The organism is Aeromicrobium tamlense, assembly GCF_013408555.1.
In the GTDB taxonomy this organism is placed as follows: domain Bacteria; phylum Actinomycetota; class Actinomycetes; order Propionibacteriales; family Nocardioidaceae; genus Aeromicrobium; species Aeromicrobium tamlense.
This window is the reverse complement of the sequence record NZ_JACBZN010000001.1, coordinates 454,198-469,533: the sequence shown is the minus strand read 5'-3', so window position 1 is coordinate 469,533 and position 15,336 is coordinate 454,198. Positions and strand designations below refer to the sequence as shown.

Below are 15,336 nucleotides of genomic sequence, written 5' to 3'. Positions count from 1 at the left end.
GTGGGAGTGGTGGGACGTAGGGTTTCGTCCATGAGCAGGACTCGGGCGGTCTCGGTGGCAGTGGTGTCCCTCGCGCTGCTGGGGCTGATGGCGCTCGTGATCGCGGTCAACCTGCGCTCCGCTCCAGACGCCGACGGCGGGAACGAGCCCTCCACGTCCGCGACCGTGCAGCCGGAGGTCGAGGTCGACGGCGTCGCCACCGTGCGGCTCACAGTGCCGACCGACGACTTCGCGACCGAGCCGGCCGCACCGTGCCACGACCTCGTCACGAGCGTCACGGACCCCACCGACGTCGAGCTCGCGATCACGGCGCCCGGGCACGAGCGCCAGGAGCTCTCCGCCGCCGTCTCCGTGACCGAGACGGCGAATCCCTTCAACAGCCTCAAGCGCCCCTACGACCTCGAGCTCTCCGAGGTCGCCTCCGTCCTGGGCCTGCCCGCCTCGCGCGACTGGGTCCTCCTGGACGAGTTCGCCGACCGGTCGCTGCTGCGCAGCGCCACCGCGATGGAGATCGCCCGCCGGATCGGTCTCGACTGGGTGCCGCGGCTCGTGCCGGCGAACCTCGAGATCAACGGCACCGCGTGCGGCCTGTACCTGCTCGGCGAGCGCCCCACCGTCCAGGACGGTCGCATCGAGATCGCCGCCGCCGACGAGCTGCTGCTGGCCGACGCCCGCGACCTCGCGGACCGGCCCCGGTTCCGCACCGAGCGGGGCCTGCGTGTGTACCTCGACGAGGGCTCCGCAGCCGACCGCCAGGAGGTCGCCGCGCGCTTCCAGGAGATCGAGGACCTCCTGTACGACCCGGCGTTCCCGGACAACGGCTACCGCGACCGGCTCGACCTCGACTCGTTCGCCGACTGGTACCTCGTGAACGAGCTGACCAAGAACCTGGGCAGCCCCCTGCAGGACGACGTCCACTTCGTGCTGCGCGGCGACGACACCCTCGCGATGGGACCGCCGTGGGACTTCACCGCCTCGCAGGGCAACCGCAAGAACGGCTCCTGGCGCCTCGACCATCCGAAGGGCTGGTGGCTGCAGCGGTCCTGGTACGGGATCAGCGACGACCCCGCGTGGCGGCGCGCCTTCTCCCCCACGCAGGTGTGGAACCAGCGGCAGGGCCACTACTACAACGTGCTGATGTCAGACCCGGAGTTCGCGGAGCACGTGGCGCAGCGGTGGAGCGAGGTGTCCGAAGACCTCGGCACGATCGGCGACTTCGTCGACGAGCGGGCCGCCGTGATCGAGGACGACGCGGTGGACAACTTCAGCCCACCCGAGGTCGACGGTCCCGGACTGCCGATCGCGGCGAGCCCCCTCGACAGCGACCCCGAGACGTTCGTCTTCGCCAACGAGGACCCCGCGGTGGAGCCCGGCGAGGGCTGGCGGAACGAGGTCGAGCTGCTGCATCGCTGGCTGGAGCGCCGCGTCGCGTGGCTCGACGGAGAGCTGCTCGAGCAGGGCTGAGGAGACTCAGGCCAGCGGGACGTCCTCCTCGGGCAGTCCCACGGGGATCGTGTGCCGGTCGGCCAGCTCGCGGGCCGCGCGCACGAGCGCGGCGTTGTCGGGTGTCGTGCTGCCGTCGGGCAGCCGCAGGGTGTCCTCGAGTCCGATGCGGGTCTCCAGCCCGAGCGCGACCGCGTGACGCAGGGCCGGCCACGCGGAGCGGGCCTCGCCGTGCAGCAGCACCGGCACCCGCGGGTCGACGGCCCGCACCGCCTCGAGCATGTCCTGGGCGAGGATCACCAGCTCGGTCTCGCCGATCCCCTCGGGCAGCTCGATCAGCACGCGCGCCACGTCGCCACGCAACGGGGACTGCGCCCACGCCTCGACGGCGTCGAGGCTCCACAGTCCGGCCTCGATGCCGATGCCGTGCTCGAGCACGGCGGCGGCCACGGCCTCGGAGCCGGTCTCGTGCCAGTTCACCGAGGCGAGGTCGGGCAGGACGGTCCAGCGGCGGATCGCCTCGACGCGGGCGGCGGGGTCGGGCAGCGCCCAGGCGCCCGTGGTGACGCCGATCGGCACCGACGGGGACACGAAGCGCACCGCGGTCATCACCGCGTCGACCGCGTCGGCGTCGAGGGTGTCGAGTCCGTCGACGTCCTTCGGGTGCAGGTGGATGCAGTCGGCGCCCGCCTCGACCGCACGGACGATGTCGGAGGCGAGCTGGACGGGGGTGACGGGCAGGGCGGGGTGCGCGGCCGGAGGGCGCGCGCCGTTGAGACAGGCCTGGATCAACGAGCGCCCGCCCACGGAGTCACAGCTCCGGGAACCAGAGGGAGATCTCGCGCTCGGCCGACTCCGGGGAGTCGGACGCGTGCACGAGGTTCTCGCGGTTGGACAGCGAGAAGTCGCCGCGCACCGTGCCGGGCGCGGCCTTGCGGCCGTCGGTGGCGCCGTTCAGGGCGCGCACGACCTCGATCGCCTCGTCGCCCTCGAGGACCAGCGACACGAGCGGTCCGGAGGTGGCGAAGGCCCGCAGCGGCGGGTACCAGGGCTGCTCGGTGTGCTCGGCGTAATGGGCGTCTGCCATGTCGGCGTCGATCGAGCGGTGCTCCATCGCGACGATGCGCAGTCCCTTGGTCTCGTACCGCGAGAGCACGGCCCCCACGAGGCCCCGGGCCACGGCATCGGGTTTGATGAGAACAAGCGTGCGCTGCGTCATGTGCCCAACCTATCCTCCGCGCGCGCCAAGGAGTTCCCATGGTCGACAGCACGCACACCACCACCCCCGCCTGGTGGCGGGACGCCGTGATCTACCAGGTGTACCCGCGGTCCTGGGCGGACGCGGACGGCGACGGCATCGGCGACCTGCCGGGCATCACCGCGCACCTGGACCACCTGGTCGCGCTGGGGGTGGACGCCGTGTGGCTGTCGCCGTTCTACACCAGCCCGCAGAACGACGCGGGCTACGACGTCGCCGACTACCGCGACGTCGATCCGCTCTTCGGCACGCTCGAGGACTTCGACGCCCTCGCGGCGCGTGCCCACGAGCTCGGCCTGCGCGTCATCGTCGACCTCGTGCCCAACCACTCGTCGGACCAGCACGTGTGGTTCCAGGCGGCGCTGGCCGCCGAGCCCGGCAGCGCCGAGCGCGGCCGCTACATCTTCCGCGACGGCGCGGGCGAGAACGGCGATCTCCCGCCGAACAACTGGCAGAGCAACTTCGGCGGCTCGGCGTGGACCCGCACCACGAACCCCGACGGCACCCCCGGCCAGTGGTACCTGCACCTGTTCGACCCCAGCCAGCCCGACTTCGAGTGGAACAACCCCGAGGTCCAGGAGGAGTTCCGCTCGATCCTGCGCTTCTGGCTCGACCGGGGCGTCGACGGCTTCCGCATCGACGTGGCCCACGGCCTGCACAAGGAGGAGGGCCTGCCCGACTCCCCCGAGGACTACGACCTCGCGATCCACCCCACGGGCCACCAGCCGATGTGGGACAAGCCGGCCGTGCACGAGGTCTACCGCGACTGGCGACGCGTCGTGGACGAGTACCGCGTCGAGGGCCAGGACGCCGACCGCATCCTCGTCGCGGAGGCGTGGGTCATCCCCGACGAGGCGCTGGCGCGCTACGTCCGTCCCGACGAGCTGCACCAGTCGTTCAACTTCGGCTACCTCATGACCCCGTGGCGGGCGCGCGAGCAGCGCGAGGCCATCACCCGCGGCCTCGAGGCCACCGCGGCCGTGGGCGCGCCCCAGACCTGGGTGCTGTCCAACCACGACGTCCCGCGGCACGCCTCGCGCCTGTCCTACGACATCGAGCGCGCCACCCGCGTGCTCGGCATCGGCCCCGACCACCCGCAGCCCGACAACGAGCTGGGCCTGCGCCGCGCCCGCGCAGCCACCTCGGTGATGCTCGCGCTGCCCGGCTCGGCGTACCTCTACCAGGGCGAGGAGCTCGGCCTGCCCGAGGCGACCACCCTGCCCCCCGAGGTCCGCCAGGACCCCACCTTCGTTCGCACGAACGGCGAGGACGTGGGCCGCGACGGCTGCCGCGTGCCGGTGCCGTGGCACGCCGACCAGCCCGCCTTCGGGTTCAGCCCCACGGGCAAGAGCTGGCTGCCCCAGCCCGAGGTCTACGGCGACCTCGCGCCCAACCGCCAGGACGGCGTCGCCGGCAGCACGCTCGAGCTCTACAGGCGACTGCTGGCCGTGCGGCGCAAGTACGGCCTGGGCCGGGGCGAGCTGCACTGGCAGGAGGCCGGCGACGACGTGCTGGCGTTCACCGTGACGGGCTCCGGCGGGCGCCGGGTGCAGGTCGTCACGAACTTCGGTGCCGCGCCGCTGGACCTCCCGCACGGTGAGCTGCTGTCGGTCAGCGGCCCGCTCGACGGTCACCGCCTGCCCGGCGACACCACCGCCTGGATCGCGCCCGGCTGAGCCACCCGGCGCCGCCTGACTTGCGGCGTTCGTCCGCCCGCCGTAGTTTCGTGTGAGCGGCGTCACATTTCTTCGAGTCGCACGCCGCATGGTCTCGGGGGAAGGTCGGGTGGTGCACGTGACAAGGCGATCGAGGAAGACCCGCCGATCCGTCGGCCTGGCCGCGGCTGCGACGCTCATCGCGTCACTGGCCGCCTGCGCCGGCAGTGACGACGGCGGGGTCCCCACCATCAACCTCTTCGGTGGCGCGTCCGCCACGGGGTTCCAGGATCTGATCGACGGCTGCAACGAGCAGGCCGACGGCGCGTACGAGATCGTCGGCAACCTCGTACCCAGCGACGCCGACGGACAGCGCGAGCAGATGGTCCGGCGCCTCGCCGCCGGCGACACCGGCATGGACCTCATCGGCATGGACGTGGTCTGGACCGCCGAGTTCGCCGAGGCCGGCTGGATCCTGCCGCTCACCGACGAGCAGGCCGCCCAGGCCTCGGAGAACACCCTCGAGGTGCCGCTGGAGACGGCCACCTGGAAGGACAAGCTGTACGCGATTCCGAAGCACACCAACGCCCAGCTCATGTGGTACCGCAAGTCCCTCGTCGACAAGGTCGGCGACGGCAAGCCGCCGGAGACGTGGGACGAGATGTTCGAGATGGCCCAGGAGCTCAAGGACGCCGGCGATCCGTACGAGATCGGCTTCACCGGAGCCCGCTACGAGGGTCTCGTGGTCGGCTTCAACACGATCCTGTCGTCGTACGGCGGCACGATCGTCAACGAGGACAGCACCGAGACCACCATCGACGACAAGACCACCCAGTCGCTCGAGCTGCTGAACAAGCTGGCCACGTCGGGCCTGGCGAACCGGTCGCTGTCGAACTCGCAGGAGCCCGAGGTCTTCGCGCAGCTGCAGAACGGCCAGTCGGCGTTCAGCCTCAACTGGCCGTACGTGCTGAGCGCGATGCGCGAGGCCAACCCGGACATCGCCAAGGACCTGGCCTTCACGACATTCCCGTCCACCGTCGAGGGCGAGCCCTCCAAGGTCACGGTCGGTGGCATGAACTTCGCGATCAGCAAGTTCAGCGAGCACCCGAAGGAGTCCTTCGACGCCGCGATGTGCCTGCGGTCGCCGGAGAACCAGCTCAAGCACTCGCTGACCGCCGGTGAGCCCCCGGTCGACGAGACGGTGTTCGAGGACCCGGAGTTCAAGGAGGCCTACCCGCAGGGCGAGGTGCTCCTCTCCGCCCTGAACACCGCCAGCTCTCGACCGATCTCGCCGGTCTACCAGAACATCTCGACGATCATCTCGTCCACGCTCTCGCCGCCCTCGAGCATCAAGCCCGAGGAGACGACGAAGGAGCTCGACTCCTCGATCAATGACGCCATCGAAGGGAAGGGGATCCTGCCATGAGCGTTCTGGACAAGGTGGAGGACGACAGCGCGGAGATCGCGCGGCAGCGGCACAGCGAGGGCAAGAAGGCCGAGCGCCGCTTGGGCCTGATGCTCGTGGCGCCCGCCGTGATCCTCATGATCGCGGTCACGGCCTACCCGATCGCGTACGCGATCTACCTCTCGCTGTTCCGCGCCGACCTGCGCACACCGGACGACAACGAGTTCGTCGGCCTCGACAACTACGTCACGGTGCTGACCAGCGACATCTGGTGGCAGGCGTTCGGCTTCACCCTCCTGCTGACGGTGGTCAGCGTGGCGTTCGAGCTGGCGCTCGGCATGGGCCTGGCGATCGTCATGCACCGCACGATCGTGGGCCGCGGCCTGGTGCGGACCTCGGCCCTGGTGCCGTACGCGATCGTCACCGTCGTCGCCGCGTTCAGCTGGCGCTTCGCCTGGAGCCAGGACATCGGCTGGCTCGCCGGCGACAGCGCTCCGCTCACCGGCCAGTGGAGCTCGTTCTGGATCATCGTCCTGGCCGAGGTCTGGAAGACCATCCCCTTCATGGCCCTGCTGCTCATGGCCGGCCTGGCGCTCGTCCCCGAGGACCTCATGAAGGCGGCGTCGATGGACGGCGCCTCGCCGTGGCAGCGCTTCTGGAAGGTGACGGTCCCGCTGATCAAGCCGTCGATCCTGGTGGCGGTCCTCTTCCGCACCCTCGACGCCTTCCGCGTGTTCGACAACATCTACATCCTCACCAGCGGCGCGAACGACACGTCCAGCGTCTCGATCGTGGCCTACAACAACCTGATCCGAGGGCTCAACCTCGGCATCGGCTCGACGATGTCGGTGCTGATCTTCATCACCATCGCCATCATCGCGATCATCTTCGTGAAGCTGTTCGGCGCAGCGGCACCAGGCTCCGACGAAGGGAAGAGGTGACGTCATGAGCACCGCAGTCGAGACGCCGAAGAGCAAGGCGATCTGGTGGGGCGTCAACGCCATCGTCCTGCTCTACGCGTTCATCCCCGTCATCTGGATCATCTCGCTGTCGCTCAAGCCCGACGCGACCCTCAACGACGGCCGCTTCCTGCCCAGCCAGATCACGGGCGAGCACTACGAGGCGATCTTCCAGAACGACAGCTTCACCCGGGCCCTGATCAACTCGATCGGCATCTGTCTGATCTCCACGTTCGTGGCGATCGTGGTGGGCACGATGGCCGCCTACGCGGTGGCGCGCCTGGACTTCCCGGGCAAGAAGTTCGTGGTCGGCGCGTCGCTGATGATCGCGATGTTCCCGCAGATCGCCCTGGTCACGCCGCTGTTCAAGATCCTCACCGGGATCGGCCTGTTCGACACGTGGCTCGGCCTGATCATCCCCTACATCACGTTCGCCCTCCCGCTGGCGATCTACACGTTGAGCGCCTTCTTCCGCGAGATCCCCTGGGAGCTGGAGAAGGCCGCCAAGATGGACGGCGCGACGCCCTACCAGGCGTTCCGCAAGGTCATCGCCCCGCTCGCGATGCCCGGGGTCTTCACGACCGCGATCCTGGTGTTCATCTCGTGCTGGAACGACTTCCTCTTCGCGATCTCGCTGACCTCCAGCGAGCGCTCCCGCACCGTGCCGGCGGCCCTGAGCTACTTCACCGGCGCCACGACGTTCGAGAAGCCCACGCAGTCGATCGCCGCGGCCGCGGTGGTCATCACCATCCCGATCGTCATCTTCGTCCTCTTCTTCCAGCGCCGGATCGTTGCCGGCCTCACCAGCGGCGCCGTCAAGGGCTGAAAGGAAACATCATGGCTGAAATCGTCCTGGACCACGTGGTCAAGCGGTACCCCGACGGAGCCCTCGCGGTGGAGGACTTCAACCTCGAGATCGCCGACGGCGAGTTCATCATCCTGGTCGGCCCCTCGGGCTGCGGGAAGTCGACGACGCTGAACATGATCGCGGGGCTGGAGGACATCACCACCGGCGACCTCAAGATCGACGGCACCGTCGTGAACGACAAGGCGCCGAAGGACCGCGACATCGCGATGGTGTTCCAGTCCTACGCGCTCTACCCGCACATGACGGTCTACGAGAACATGGCGTTCCCGCTGACCCTGGCCGGCGTGGACAAGTCCACGATCAAGCAGAAGGTCGACGAGGCGGCGAAGATGCTCGAGCTCGAGCAGCACCTCGACCGCAAGCCCTCTAACCTCTCCGGCGGCCAGCGTCAGCGCGTGGCGATGGGCCGCGCGATCGTGCGCAGCCCGAAGGCCTTCCTCATGGACGAGCCGTTGTCGAACCTCGACGCGAAGCTGCGCGTGCAGATGCGCACGCAGGTGGCCCGCATCCAGAAGACCCTCGGCACCACCACGGTCTACGTCACCCACGACCAGACCGAGGCGATGACGCTGGGCGACCGCGTCGTGGTGATGCGCGCCGGCAAGATCCAGCAGGTGGGCTCCCCCACCGAGCTGTACGACCACCCGAACAACCTGTTCGTGGCCGGCTTCATCGGCAGCCCGTCGATGAACTTCCTGCCCGCGACGATCGAGGGCGAGTCGCTCTCGACGGCGATCGGCGAGCTGCCGGTCCCCGACGCCTACCGCGAAGCCCTGCGCTCGGGCAGCGCGAGCCGCGACGTCATCGTGGGCATCCGCCCCGAGCACTTCGAGGACGCCTCACTCGTCGCGGCGGACGCCCCCGGCGCCCGGGTCAACGTCGACGTCGACCTGGTCGAGCAGATGGGCTCGGACGTCTACGCGTACTTCACGGTGCAGGGTGGCGCGGCGAACGCCGACCTCGACGACCTCGCGAAGGACACCGGCCAGGACATGGCCGGCGAGGGCACGCAGATCAACGCCCGCCTCAGCGCGGAGTCGAAGGTGGGAGCCCGCGAGGGCGCCGAGCTGTACGTCGACAGCAGCAAGATCCAGGTGTTCGACGCCCAGTCCGGGGAGAACCTGGCGCACGGGTCCTGACCCGCAGATCAGCAGCAGGCGCGGCCGTGAGTCATCGAGACTTGCGGCCGCGCTTCTTTCCCGCGGCGACCTGCTTCATGATCTCGCGGTCCCACGCGTGCTCGCGGATCAGCCGGTACCGCTCCCCCGCGACCCGCATGTAGGCGTCGCCGGCGGTCTCGTCCTCGCCCTGGAGGCCCGCCTCCTCGATGAGCTCGAGCACGGGGAGGAACTCCTCGTCCATCCAGCGCTGTGCCATCGTCTTCTTGTCCATCAGCTGCGCCTCGGCCATCATCGTGCGAGCCGCCCAGGCCTCGACCATCTCGGCGAGCACGCCGTAGCCGTGGGGCTTGGTGACCCGGACTCGCTCGCGGACCGTGCTCGGGAGCGGGACGCGCTGGATGAAGAGCTTGCGCCAGTGCTTGAGCTCGAGGCTGTCGCGCCGGCCGATGTCGCGCGGCTCGAGCAGGGTCTGCACCTCGGTGACCTCGGCCTCGATGAGGCGCAGCCGCAGGGCACGGGCGACGGAGACGCGGTGGTGCCCGTCGCGGACGAAGTAGTAGTCCCCCAGCTTGTAGACGTCGATCGGCGGGATCTCCTCGCCGACGCGGCTGGCACGGGCGATGCGCTCCCACCGCGCCCGGCTCTTGTCGGAGGTGGGCCGGAAGCGGCGGTCGAAGTCCTTCACCTTGTCGACCGAGCCGATGATCGCGTCGAGCGGGATCAGCTGCAGCCCGAGGCGTCGCTCGCCGCGTCGGCCGAGGGCGTCGACGACCTCGTCGAACGACAGCGCCCGCGTGGCTTCACCGCCCTCGCCGCGCAGGCGGGCCGCCAGCGCCGACAGCGTCTGCAGGCGACGCGACCGCATGAAGTCGCTCTCGGCGTCGATCCGGGGGGATCCGGAGTCAGCCATGACCGCCCACCGGGTCGAGCACCGGCGCGATCTCGAGCAGCTTGTAGGGCACCACGTTGCGGATCGTGGTGTCGCCGACGACGCGGTCGGGCTGCGGCTGGCCGAACGGGTGGATGTGGCCGTGCAGGTGCCACGTGGGCTGCAGCGTCTCGATGACCTCGTGCAGCGCCTCGAAGCCGTGGTGCGGCGGGTCGTCGCCGTCACCGAGGCCGCGGGGTGGCGAGTGCGTCAGCAGGACGTCGACGCCTCCACCGCGCTTGGCCGCGACCTTCATCAGCCGCTTGGCCCGCTTGGCGAACTCGTCCTGCGTGTACTGGTTGGGCCCCTCGTTGTAGCGGATGCTGCCGCCGAGGCCCGCGATGCGCAGTCCCGCGACGTCGACGATCGACTCGTCGGCGTTGGTCCCGCCGAGCGGACGAGGATCCTCCGGGGGCAGCCCGTTGCCGGCCAGCCAGCCGCGGAAGCCCGAGAGCGGCGCGTCCACCTCGGGGTCGTGGTTGCCCGGGACGAACACCACCGGGACGTCGAGCATGGAGGACAGGAACTCGAGGTAGTCCCAGGGCAGATCGCCCGCGCCGAGGACGAGGTCGGGGTCCATGCGGCGCACGCCGGCATCGTGGATCACCGGCGAGATCTCGTCAGCGACCACGAGCACGCGCACCATGCCTCCACCGTACCGGGGAACCGGGTGAGCCACGTCACATCTCAGGCGGTCAGGGAAGCGCTGGCAGCAGCCGACCTACTCCTCCGCGGCGGCCCAGCGGGCCTTGTCGGCCTCGATCCGGCGACCCAGGAAGAACGCGCCGAGCCACAGCGAGGCGAACATCAGGCCGATGAAGAACATGATCGGCACGAGGAAGCCGGTGAGGAAGGTGGCCACCTGGATCCCGTGGCCCACCCAGTAGGCCCACGGCCGCCGCAGCATCCCGGCCGTGAGCAGGCACAGGACCGCGAGGCCTCCGCCGATCACACCGGCCACCGCGGGATCGACGTCCTCGACCGCGATCATGACCGGGACCGAGAGGCCCAGGATGATCGCCTGGAGCGACAGCATCGCCGCGCACATGTGCCTCACTACGACTCCTCCCCCGCGCCGCGCAGCAGGGTGCGCGCCTCACCGACCGTGACGACCGAGCCCGTGACGATGACCCCGCCGGAGCCGATCGCGTCGCCGAACTCGTCGCCCGAGGCGTCGGCGAAGGCGATCGCCCGCTCGAGCGCGTCGTCGAGGCGGGGCACCACGGTGACCCGCTCGGATCCGAAGATGCCCGTCGCGAGCTCGCCGAGGTCGGCCGCAGGCAGCGAGCGCTCGGTGCTGTTCTGCGTGCAGATCAGGTGCGCGACCGAGGTCTCGAGCTCGCGCAGGATCTCCTCGGCGTCCTTGTCCGCCATGACGCCGACGACGCCGATCAGCGGGTTGAAGGTGAACTCCTCGCCGATCGACTCGACCATGGCGCGCACCCCGTGCGGGTTGTGCGCGGCATCGAGCACGATCGTGGGGCTGCGGCGGACCACCTCGAGGCGGCCGGGCGACGTGACGGCGCCAAAGCCCGCGCGCACGAGCTCGGGGTCCAGCTCGGCGTCACCGGTGAAGACCTCCACGGCGGCGAGCGCGAGCGCCGCGTTGCGGGCCTGGAAGGCACCGTGCAGCGGCAGCAGGATGTCCTCGTAGCGGCCCTTGACGCCCTGGATCGTGAACATCTGCCCGCCCACGGCCGGCGTGCGCGACTCGACGCGGAAGTCGACGCCCTCGAGCACGACCGGGGAGCCCATCTCGGCGGCGCGGGTCAGCATCACCTCGAGCACCTCCTCGGACTGCGAGGCCAGCACGGTGCGCGAGCCGCGCTTGATGATCCCCGACTTCTCGACGGCGATGTCGGCGGGCGTGTCACCGAGGTAGGACGCATGGTCGACGTCGATCGGCGTGATGACCGCGACGTCGGCGTCGGCGACGCTCGTGGCGTCCCACGCGCCGCCCATCCCGACCTCGACGACGGCCACGTCGACCGGGGCGTCGGCGAACGCCGCGTAGCCCATCGCGACGAGCATCTCGAAGAAGCTGAGGGGGTGCGGCTGGCTCTGGTCGACGAGGTCGGCGTAGACCGCGACGTCGGCGTAGGCGTCGACGAACAGCTCGTCCGAGAGCGGCTCGCCGTCGATGCAGATGCGCTCGTTGATGCGCTGCAGGTGCGGGCTCGTGAACCGGCCCGTGCGCAGGTCGAGGGCACGCAGCAGCGCGTCGATCATCCGGCTGGTGGAGGTCTTGCCGTTCGTGCCGGTCAGGTGGACCAGCGGCTGCGCGTCCTGGGGGTCGCCCATCAGCTCGCAGATGGCGCGGATGCGGTCGAGGGACGGCTCGAGCCTGGTCTCCGGCCAGCGGGACAGCAGGGCGAGCTCGACGTCGGGATAGGTGGGCCTCATCCCTGCCAGTATCCCAGCCGGTGCCGCAGGGGTCTGCCTCCAGGGGCACCGACATCCCAGCGACTCCGGAGCCACCAGTGACCCCTGGTGCGAATGATTCCAATCTCGGGGTTCTCACCCATTCTCAGGGCCGAGGAGCGGGAAGAGACTGAACGCATGAATCGTCAGGTCGCGGGGTGGATCACCCATCGGTGGGTCAAGTGGGTCGTGCTGGCCCTCATGCTGGTGATCCTGGGCGGGCTGGGCTCGTTCGGGGCCAAGCTCACGAGCGTCCAGGACAACGACATCGCGTCCTGGCTGCCCGAGGAGGCCGAGTCGACGCAGGTCATCGAGAAGGCGGGCTCGTTCTACGACGAGAACACCGCCCCGGCGATCGTGCTGCTGACCTCGGACGCCCCGCTGACCCCCGCCGACCTCGCAGCCGGGCAGCAGGCGGCTCAGGCCATCGGCGCGCTCGAGGACGTCCCGGTTGGCGAGGTCGTCGGTCCGATCCCGAGCGAGGACGGCGTCGCCGCGCAGCTCATCGTGCCGATCACCCTGGACGACGAGGGCTGGGAGGACCTCCCCGACTTCATCGACGAGGTGACCGACGCGGCCGAGGACGCCGTCGAGGGCACGAGCCTGCGGGTCGACGTCGGCGGTCCGGCCGCCCTGGGCGCCGACCAGGCCGAGGCGTTCGCCGGCATCGACGGCATCCTGCTCGCGGCCGCCGTGGGCGTCGTCGTCGTGATGCTGCTGCTGACGTACCGCAGCCCGATCCTCTGGCTGATCCCGCTGTTCTGCGGCCTCATGAGCGTCTTCGCCTCGCAGGGCTTGGTCTACCTGCTCGCGAAGTACGGCGGACTCACGGTCAACGGGCAGAGCGCCGGCATCCTCAGCGTCCTGGTGCTGGGCGCCGGCATCGACTACGCCCTGCTGATCGTCGCCCGGTACCGCGAGGAGCTGCGCAACTACGAGGACCGGCACGAGGCCATGGCGCACGCTCTCCACCGCGCCGCTCCGGCCGTGTTCGCCAGCGGCAGCACCGTCATCATCGGTCTGCTCTGCCTGCTGTTCGCGCAGATGAACTCGACGGCCGGGCTCGGTCCCGTCGGCGCGGCGGGCATCGCCGTGGCCCTGCTCGCGATGCTCGTGCTGCTCCCGGCCCTGCTGGTGATCTTCGGCCGCTGGGTGTTCTGGCCGTTCATCCCCCACTTCGGCGACCCGCAGCGGACCTCGAAGGGCTTCTGGGCCCGGGTCGGCACGTGGATCGCGCGGGCACCCCGCGTCGTGTGGGTCGTGACCTCGCTGGTCCTGATCGCGCTGTCGTTCGGCATCGTGAAGCTCGACGCCACGGGCCTGAGCAACGCCGAGGCCTTCACCACCGACCAGCCCTCGCTGGCGGCCGAGGAGCGGATCGCCGAGCACTTCCCGGCCGGCGCGGGCGACCCGCTGCAAATCATCTCGAACGCGCCGCAGGCCGCCGAGGTGCGCAGCGTCGTGGCCGGGATCGACGGCGTGGACGCCGCCTCGGTGACGCAGCCGCAGGTCTCGGGAGACGTGGCCTACATCGAGGCGACGATGACGGTCCCCAGCGACTCGACCGAGGCGCGCGACATCGTCGAGACGGCCCGCGCCGACCTCGACTCCGTGGAGGGCGCCGACGCCCTCGTCGGCGGCAACACCGCCCTGAACCTCGACGTCCAGGAGGCCTCGGCCGCCGACAACCGGCTGATCATCCCGATCATCCTCGCCGTCGTGCTGCTGGTCCTCATGATGCTGCTGCGGTCGGTGGCCGCGCCGCTGATCCTGCTCCTCACGGTCGTGCTGTCGTTCGCCGCGGCGATGGGCATCAGCGCGCTGGTGTTCCACTACGTGTTCGACTTCGCCGGCGCGGACTCCTCGTTCCCACTGTTCGCGTTCGTCTTCCTCGTGGCGCTGGGCATCGACTACAACATCTTCCTGATGACCCGCGTCCGCGAGGAGTCGCTCCTGCACGGCACGCGCCGGGGCGCCCTCATCGGCCTCGCGGCCACGGGTGGCGTGATCACCTCGGCCGGCTTCGTCCTGGCCGGCACGTTCGCCGCGCTGGCCACGCTGCCGATCGTGTTCCTCGCCGAGCTGGGCTTCGCGGTCGCGATCGGCGTGCTGCTCGACACGATCATCGTGCGCTCCGTGCTGGTGACCGCGCTGAACCTCGACATCGGCCGCCACATCTGGTGGCCCAGCCGGCTGGGGCGCGACGACGGCGCCCCGCCGGATCAGCCGCCGAACTCGTCGGAGAGCACGGCGAAGATGCCCGTGTCGGCCCAGGCGCCGCGGAACCAGACGTCCTGACGGAAGTGCGCCTCCTGGCGCATGCCCAGCCGGCGGCACAGCGCGATCGAGGCCTCATTGCGCGGGTCGAGGTCGGCGATCACGCGCCGGAGGCCGAGCCGGTCGAACACCCACCGGATGAGCGCGGTCGCGCCCTCGGTGGCGTAGCCGGCGCCCTGGAAGTCGGGGTGCAGGGTCCAGCCGAGCTCGGCCGTGAGCGCGTCGAGGGACTTCACCCGCAGGTAGAGGTGCCCGAGCATCGCGCCGTCCTCGCGACGCTCGAGGGCGAGCTGGAGGTAGTCGCTCTCGCTGCCGATGCGGTCGGCCCGCGCCCAGTGCTCGACGCGGTCGGCGACCTCCTCGCGGGTGCGCGGCTCGAACAGCATGTACTCGCAGACGTCCTCGCGTGACTGGTACGAGTGCACGGCGTCGACGTCGGCCAGGGTCATGAGCCGCAGCCGAAGCCGCTCGGTCTCGATCGCGGCGAACCTCGCGGGACGGAAGTGGGTGCGGACCTCGGGCAGCTCGAGCATCCGGCCCGCCAGCGGGGCGAGACGGTCGCCGAGCGCGTGGGCCTCCTCGCGGGTGAACCAGCGCGCCTCGGCGATCTCGGCGGCGGCGACGACCTCGCCGTCGAGGCGCAGCGCGAACACGTCGGCGACGAGGTGGTGGTCGGGCTCGTTGGCGGCGTCGGCCTCGAAGCGACCCCACGACGCGAGCTCGTCGGGATCGACGCGGACCTCGAGCTCCTCCTCGAGCTCGCGCACGAGCGCGCCGACCGCCTCCTCCCCCGGCTCGGGCTTGCCACCGGGCTGCATGAACACCTCGGACCCGTGCTTGCGGACCATGAGGATCCGGCCCTGCGCGTCCGTCGTGAATGCGGCCACCACGTGGATCGTGGGCCGGTCGCCGTCGCTCATCTGATCGCCTCCGTGCACCATCCTGCTGGACGGACGGCCGCGCGGTGCCGCACCCCCGGGGCGCCACGTAGAATCGACGCT

The 15,336-nt window shown here is 70.3% G+C and carries 14 protein-coding genes; 7 read left to right on the top strand and 7 right to left on the bottom strand.

The genetic code is table 11. The features are described from left to right. The first annotated feature begins 30 nt into the window (after positions 1-30). A complete protein-coding gene (locus BJ975_RS02375; protein ID WP_179423271.1) occupies positions 31-1,464 on the top strand; it encodes a CotH kinase family protein in 1,434 nt (477 codons plus the stop codon). Between the two features lie 6 nt (positions 1,465-1,470). Here the strand turns inward: BJ975_RS02375 and BJ975_RS02370 are convergent, their stop codons facing one another. Further along, a complete protein-coding gene (locus BJ975_RS02370; RefSeq protein WP_179423269.1) occupies positions 1,471-2,250 on the bottom strand; it encodes a 3-keto-5-aminohexanoate cleavage protein in 780 nt (259 codons plus the stop codon). A 4-nt stretch (positions 2,251-2,254) separates the two neighbouring features. Beyond that, the gene (ndk, locus tag BJ975_RS02365; protein WP_179423267.1) at positions 2,255-2,662 is read right to left on the bottom strand and encodes a nucleoside-diphosphate kinase; all 408 of its coding nucleotides are present in this window, start codon (positions 2,660-2,662) and stop codon (positions 2,255-2,257) included. A gap of 38 nt (positions 2,663-2,700) precedes the next feature. Here ndk and BJ975_RS02360 point away from each other — a divergent pair, with 38 nt between their 5' ends. From BJ975_RS02360 to BJ975_RS02340, 5 genes are all read left to right on the top strand, one after another. Continuing rightward, entirely contained in the window at positions 2,701-4,377 is a 1,677-nt protein-coding gene (locus tag BJ975_RS02360) for a glycoside hydrolase family 13 protein (RefSeq protein WP_179423265.1), read from the top strand. A gap of 118 nt (positions 4,378-4,495) precedes the next feature. Continuing rightward, positions 4,496-5,782, top strand: coding sequence for an ABC transporter substrate-binding protein (locus tag BJ975_RS02355; protein ID WP_218845711.1), 1,287 nt, complete (start codon positions 4,496-4,498; stop codon positions 5,780-5,782). Next, on the top strand, positions 5,779-6,702 hold the full coding sequence (locus tag BJ975_RS02350) for a carbohydrate ABC transporter permease (RefSeq protein ID WP_179423261.1): 924 nt from the start codon (positions 5,779-5,781) through the stop codon (positions 6,700-6,702). Before BJ975_RS02355 ends, BJ975_RS02350 begins: the two co-directional genes overlap by 4 nt. A gap of 4 nt (positions 6,703-6,706) precedes the next feature. Beyond that, positions 6,707-7,546 (top strand): carbohydrate ABC transporter permease, encoded by an 840-nt coding sequence (locus tag BJ975_RS02345; RefSeq protein ID WP_179423259.1) that lies wholly within the window; start codon positions 6,707-6,709, stop codon positions 7,544-7,546. An 11-nt stretch (positions 7,547-7,557) separates the two neighbouring features. Next, positions 7,558-8,727, top strand: coding sequence for an ABC transporter ATP-binding protein (locus BJ975_RS02340; RefSeq protein ID WP_179423257.1), 1,170 nt, complete (start codon positions 7,558-7,560; stop codon positions 8,725-8,727). Between the two features lie 31 nt (positions 8,728-8,758). On the opposite strand, the gene BJ975_RS02335 is transcribed toward BJ975_RS02340, so the two are convergent. The 4 genes from BJ975_RS02335 to BJ975_RS02320 form a co-directional block, all read right to left on the bottom strand. Next, positions 8,759-9,619: a ParB N-terminal domain-containing protein gene (locus BJ975_RS02335; RefSeq protein WP_179423255.1), complete on the bottom strand. Its 861-nt coding sequence runs from the start codon at positions 9,617-9,619 to the stop codon at positions 8,759-8,761. Further along, positions 9,612-10,283, bottom strand: a complete 672-nt coding sequence (locus tag BJ975_RS02330) for a metallophosphoesterase family protein (RefSeq protein ID WP_179423253.1) — start codon at positions 10,281-10,283, stop codon at positions 9,612-9,614. Before BJ975_RS02330 ends, BJ975_RS02335 begins: the two co-directional genes overlap by 8 nt. Before the next feature lie 75 nt (positions 10,284-10,358). Then, the gene (locus BJ975_RS02325; protein WP_179427962.1) at positions 10,359-10,685 is read right to left on the bottom strand and encodes a DUF4233 domain-containing protein; all 327 of its coding nucleotides are present in this window, start codon (positions 10,683-10,685) and stop codon (positions 10,359-10,361) included. 8 nt (positions 10,686-10,693) lie between these two features. Beyond that, positions 10,694-12,040 (bottom strand): bifunctional folylpolyglutamate synthase/dihydrofolate synthase, encoded by a 1,347-nt coding sequence (locus tag BJ975_RS02320; protein ID WP_179423251.1) that lies wholly within the window; start codon positions 12,038-12,040, stop codon positions 10,694-10,696. A gap of 156 nt (positions 12,041-12,196) precedes the next feature. Here BJ975_RS02320 and BJ975_RS02315 point away from each other — a divergent pair, with 156 nt between their 5' ends. Beyond that, positions 12,197-14,356, top strand: coding sequence for an MMPL family transporter (locus BJ975_RS02315; RefSeq protein ID WP_179423249.1), 2,160 nt, complete (start codon positions 12,197-12,199; stop codon positions 14,354-14,356). Here BJ975_RS02315 and BJ975_RS02310 read toward each other — a convergent pair. Continuing rightward, a complete protein-coding gene (locus BJ975_RS02310; protein WP_179423247.1) occupies positions 14,281-15,255 on the bottom strand; it encodes a GNAT family N-acetyltransferase in 975 nt (324 codons plus the stop codon). The two genes, BJ975_RS02315 and BJ975_RS02310, sit on opposite strands and share 76 nt — an antisense overlap. Positions 15,256-15,336: the final 81 nt, after the last annotated feature.

Excerpts from the sequence above, each read along its gene's own strand:
- BJ975_RS02340 (WP_179423257.1), top strand. The coding sequence starts at position 7,558 with ATGGCTGAAATCGTCCTGGACCACGTGGTCAAGCGGTACCCCGACGGA.
- BJ975_RS02375 (WP_179423271.1), top strand. The coding sequence starts at position 31 with ATGAGCAGGACTCGGGCGGTCTCGGTGGCAGTGGTGTCCCTCGCGCTG.
- BJ975_RS02330 (WP_179423253.1), bottom strand. The coding sequence starts at position 10,283 with ATGGTGCGCGTGCTCGTGGTCGCTGACGAGATCTCGCCGGTGATCCAC.
- BJ975_RS02310 (WP_179423247.1), bottom strand. The coding sequence starts at position 15,255 with ATGAGCGACGGCGACCGGCCCACGATCCACGTGGTGGCCGCATTCACG.
- BJ975_RS02335 (WP_179423255.1), bottom strand. The coding sequence starts at position 9,619 with ATGGCTGACTCCGGATCCCCCCGGATCGACGCCGAGAGCGACTTCATG.
- BJ975_RS02345 (WP_179423259.1), top strand. The coding sequence starts at position 6,707 with ATGAGCACCGCAGTCGAGACGCCGAAGAGCAAGGCGATCTGGTGGGGC.
- BJ975_RS02350 (WP_179423261.1), top strand. The coding sequence starts at position 5,779 with ATGAGCGTTCTGGACAAGGTGGAGGACGACAGCGCGGAGATCGCGCGG.
- BJ975_RS02315 (WP_179423249.1), top strand. The coding sequence starts at position 12,197 with ATGAATCGTCAGGTCGCGGGGTGGATCACCCATCGGTGGGTCAAGTGG.
- BJ975_RS02320 (WP_179423251.1), bottom strand. The coding sequence starts at position 12,040 with ATGAGGCCCACCTATCCCGACGTCGAGCTCGCCCTGCTGTCCCGCTGG.
- BJ975_RS02325 (WP_179427962.1), bottom strand. The coding sequence starts at position 10,685 with ATGTGCGCGGCGATGCTGTCGCTCCAGGCGATCATCCTGGGCCTCTCG.
- BJ975_RS02360 (WP_179423265.1), top strand. The coding sequence starts at position 2,701 with ATGGTCGACAGCACGCACACCACCACCCCCGCCTGGTGGCGGGACGCC.
- ndk (WP_179423267.1), bottom strand. The coding sequence starts at position 2,662 with ATGACGCAGCGCACGCTTGTTCTCATCAAACCCGATGCCGTGGCCCGG.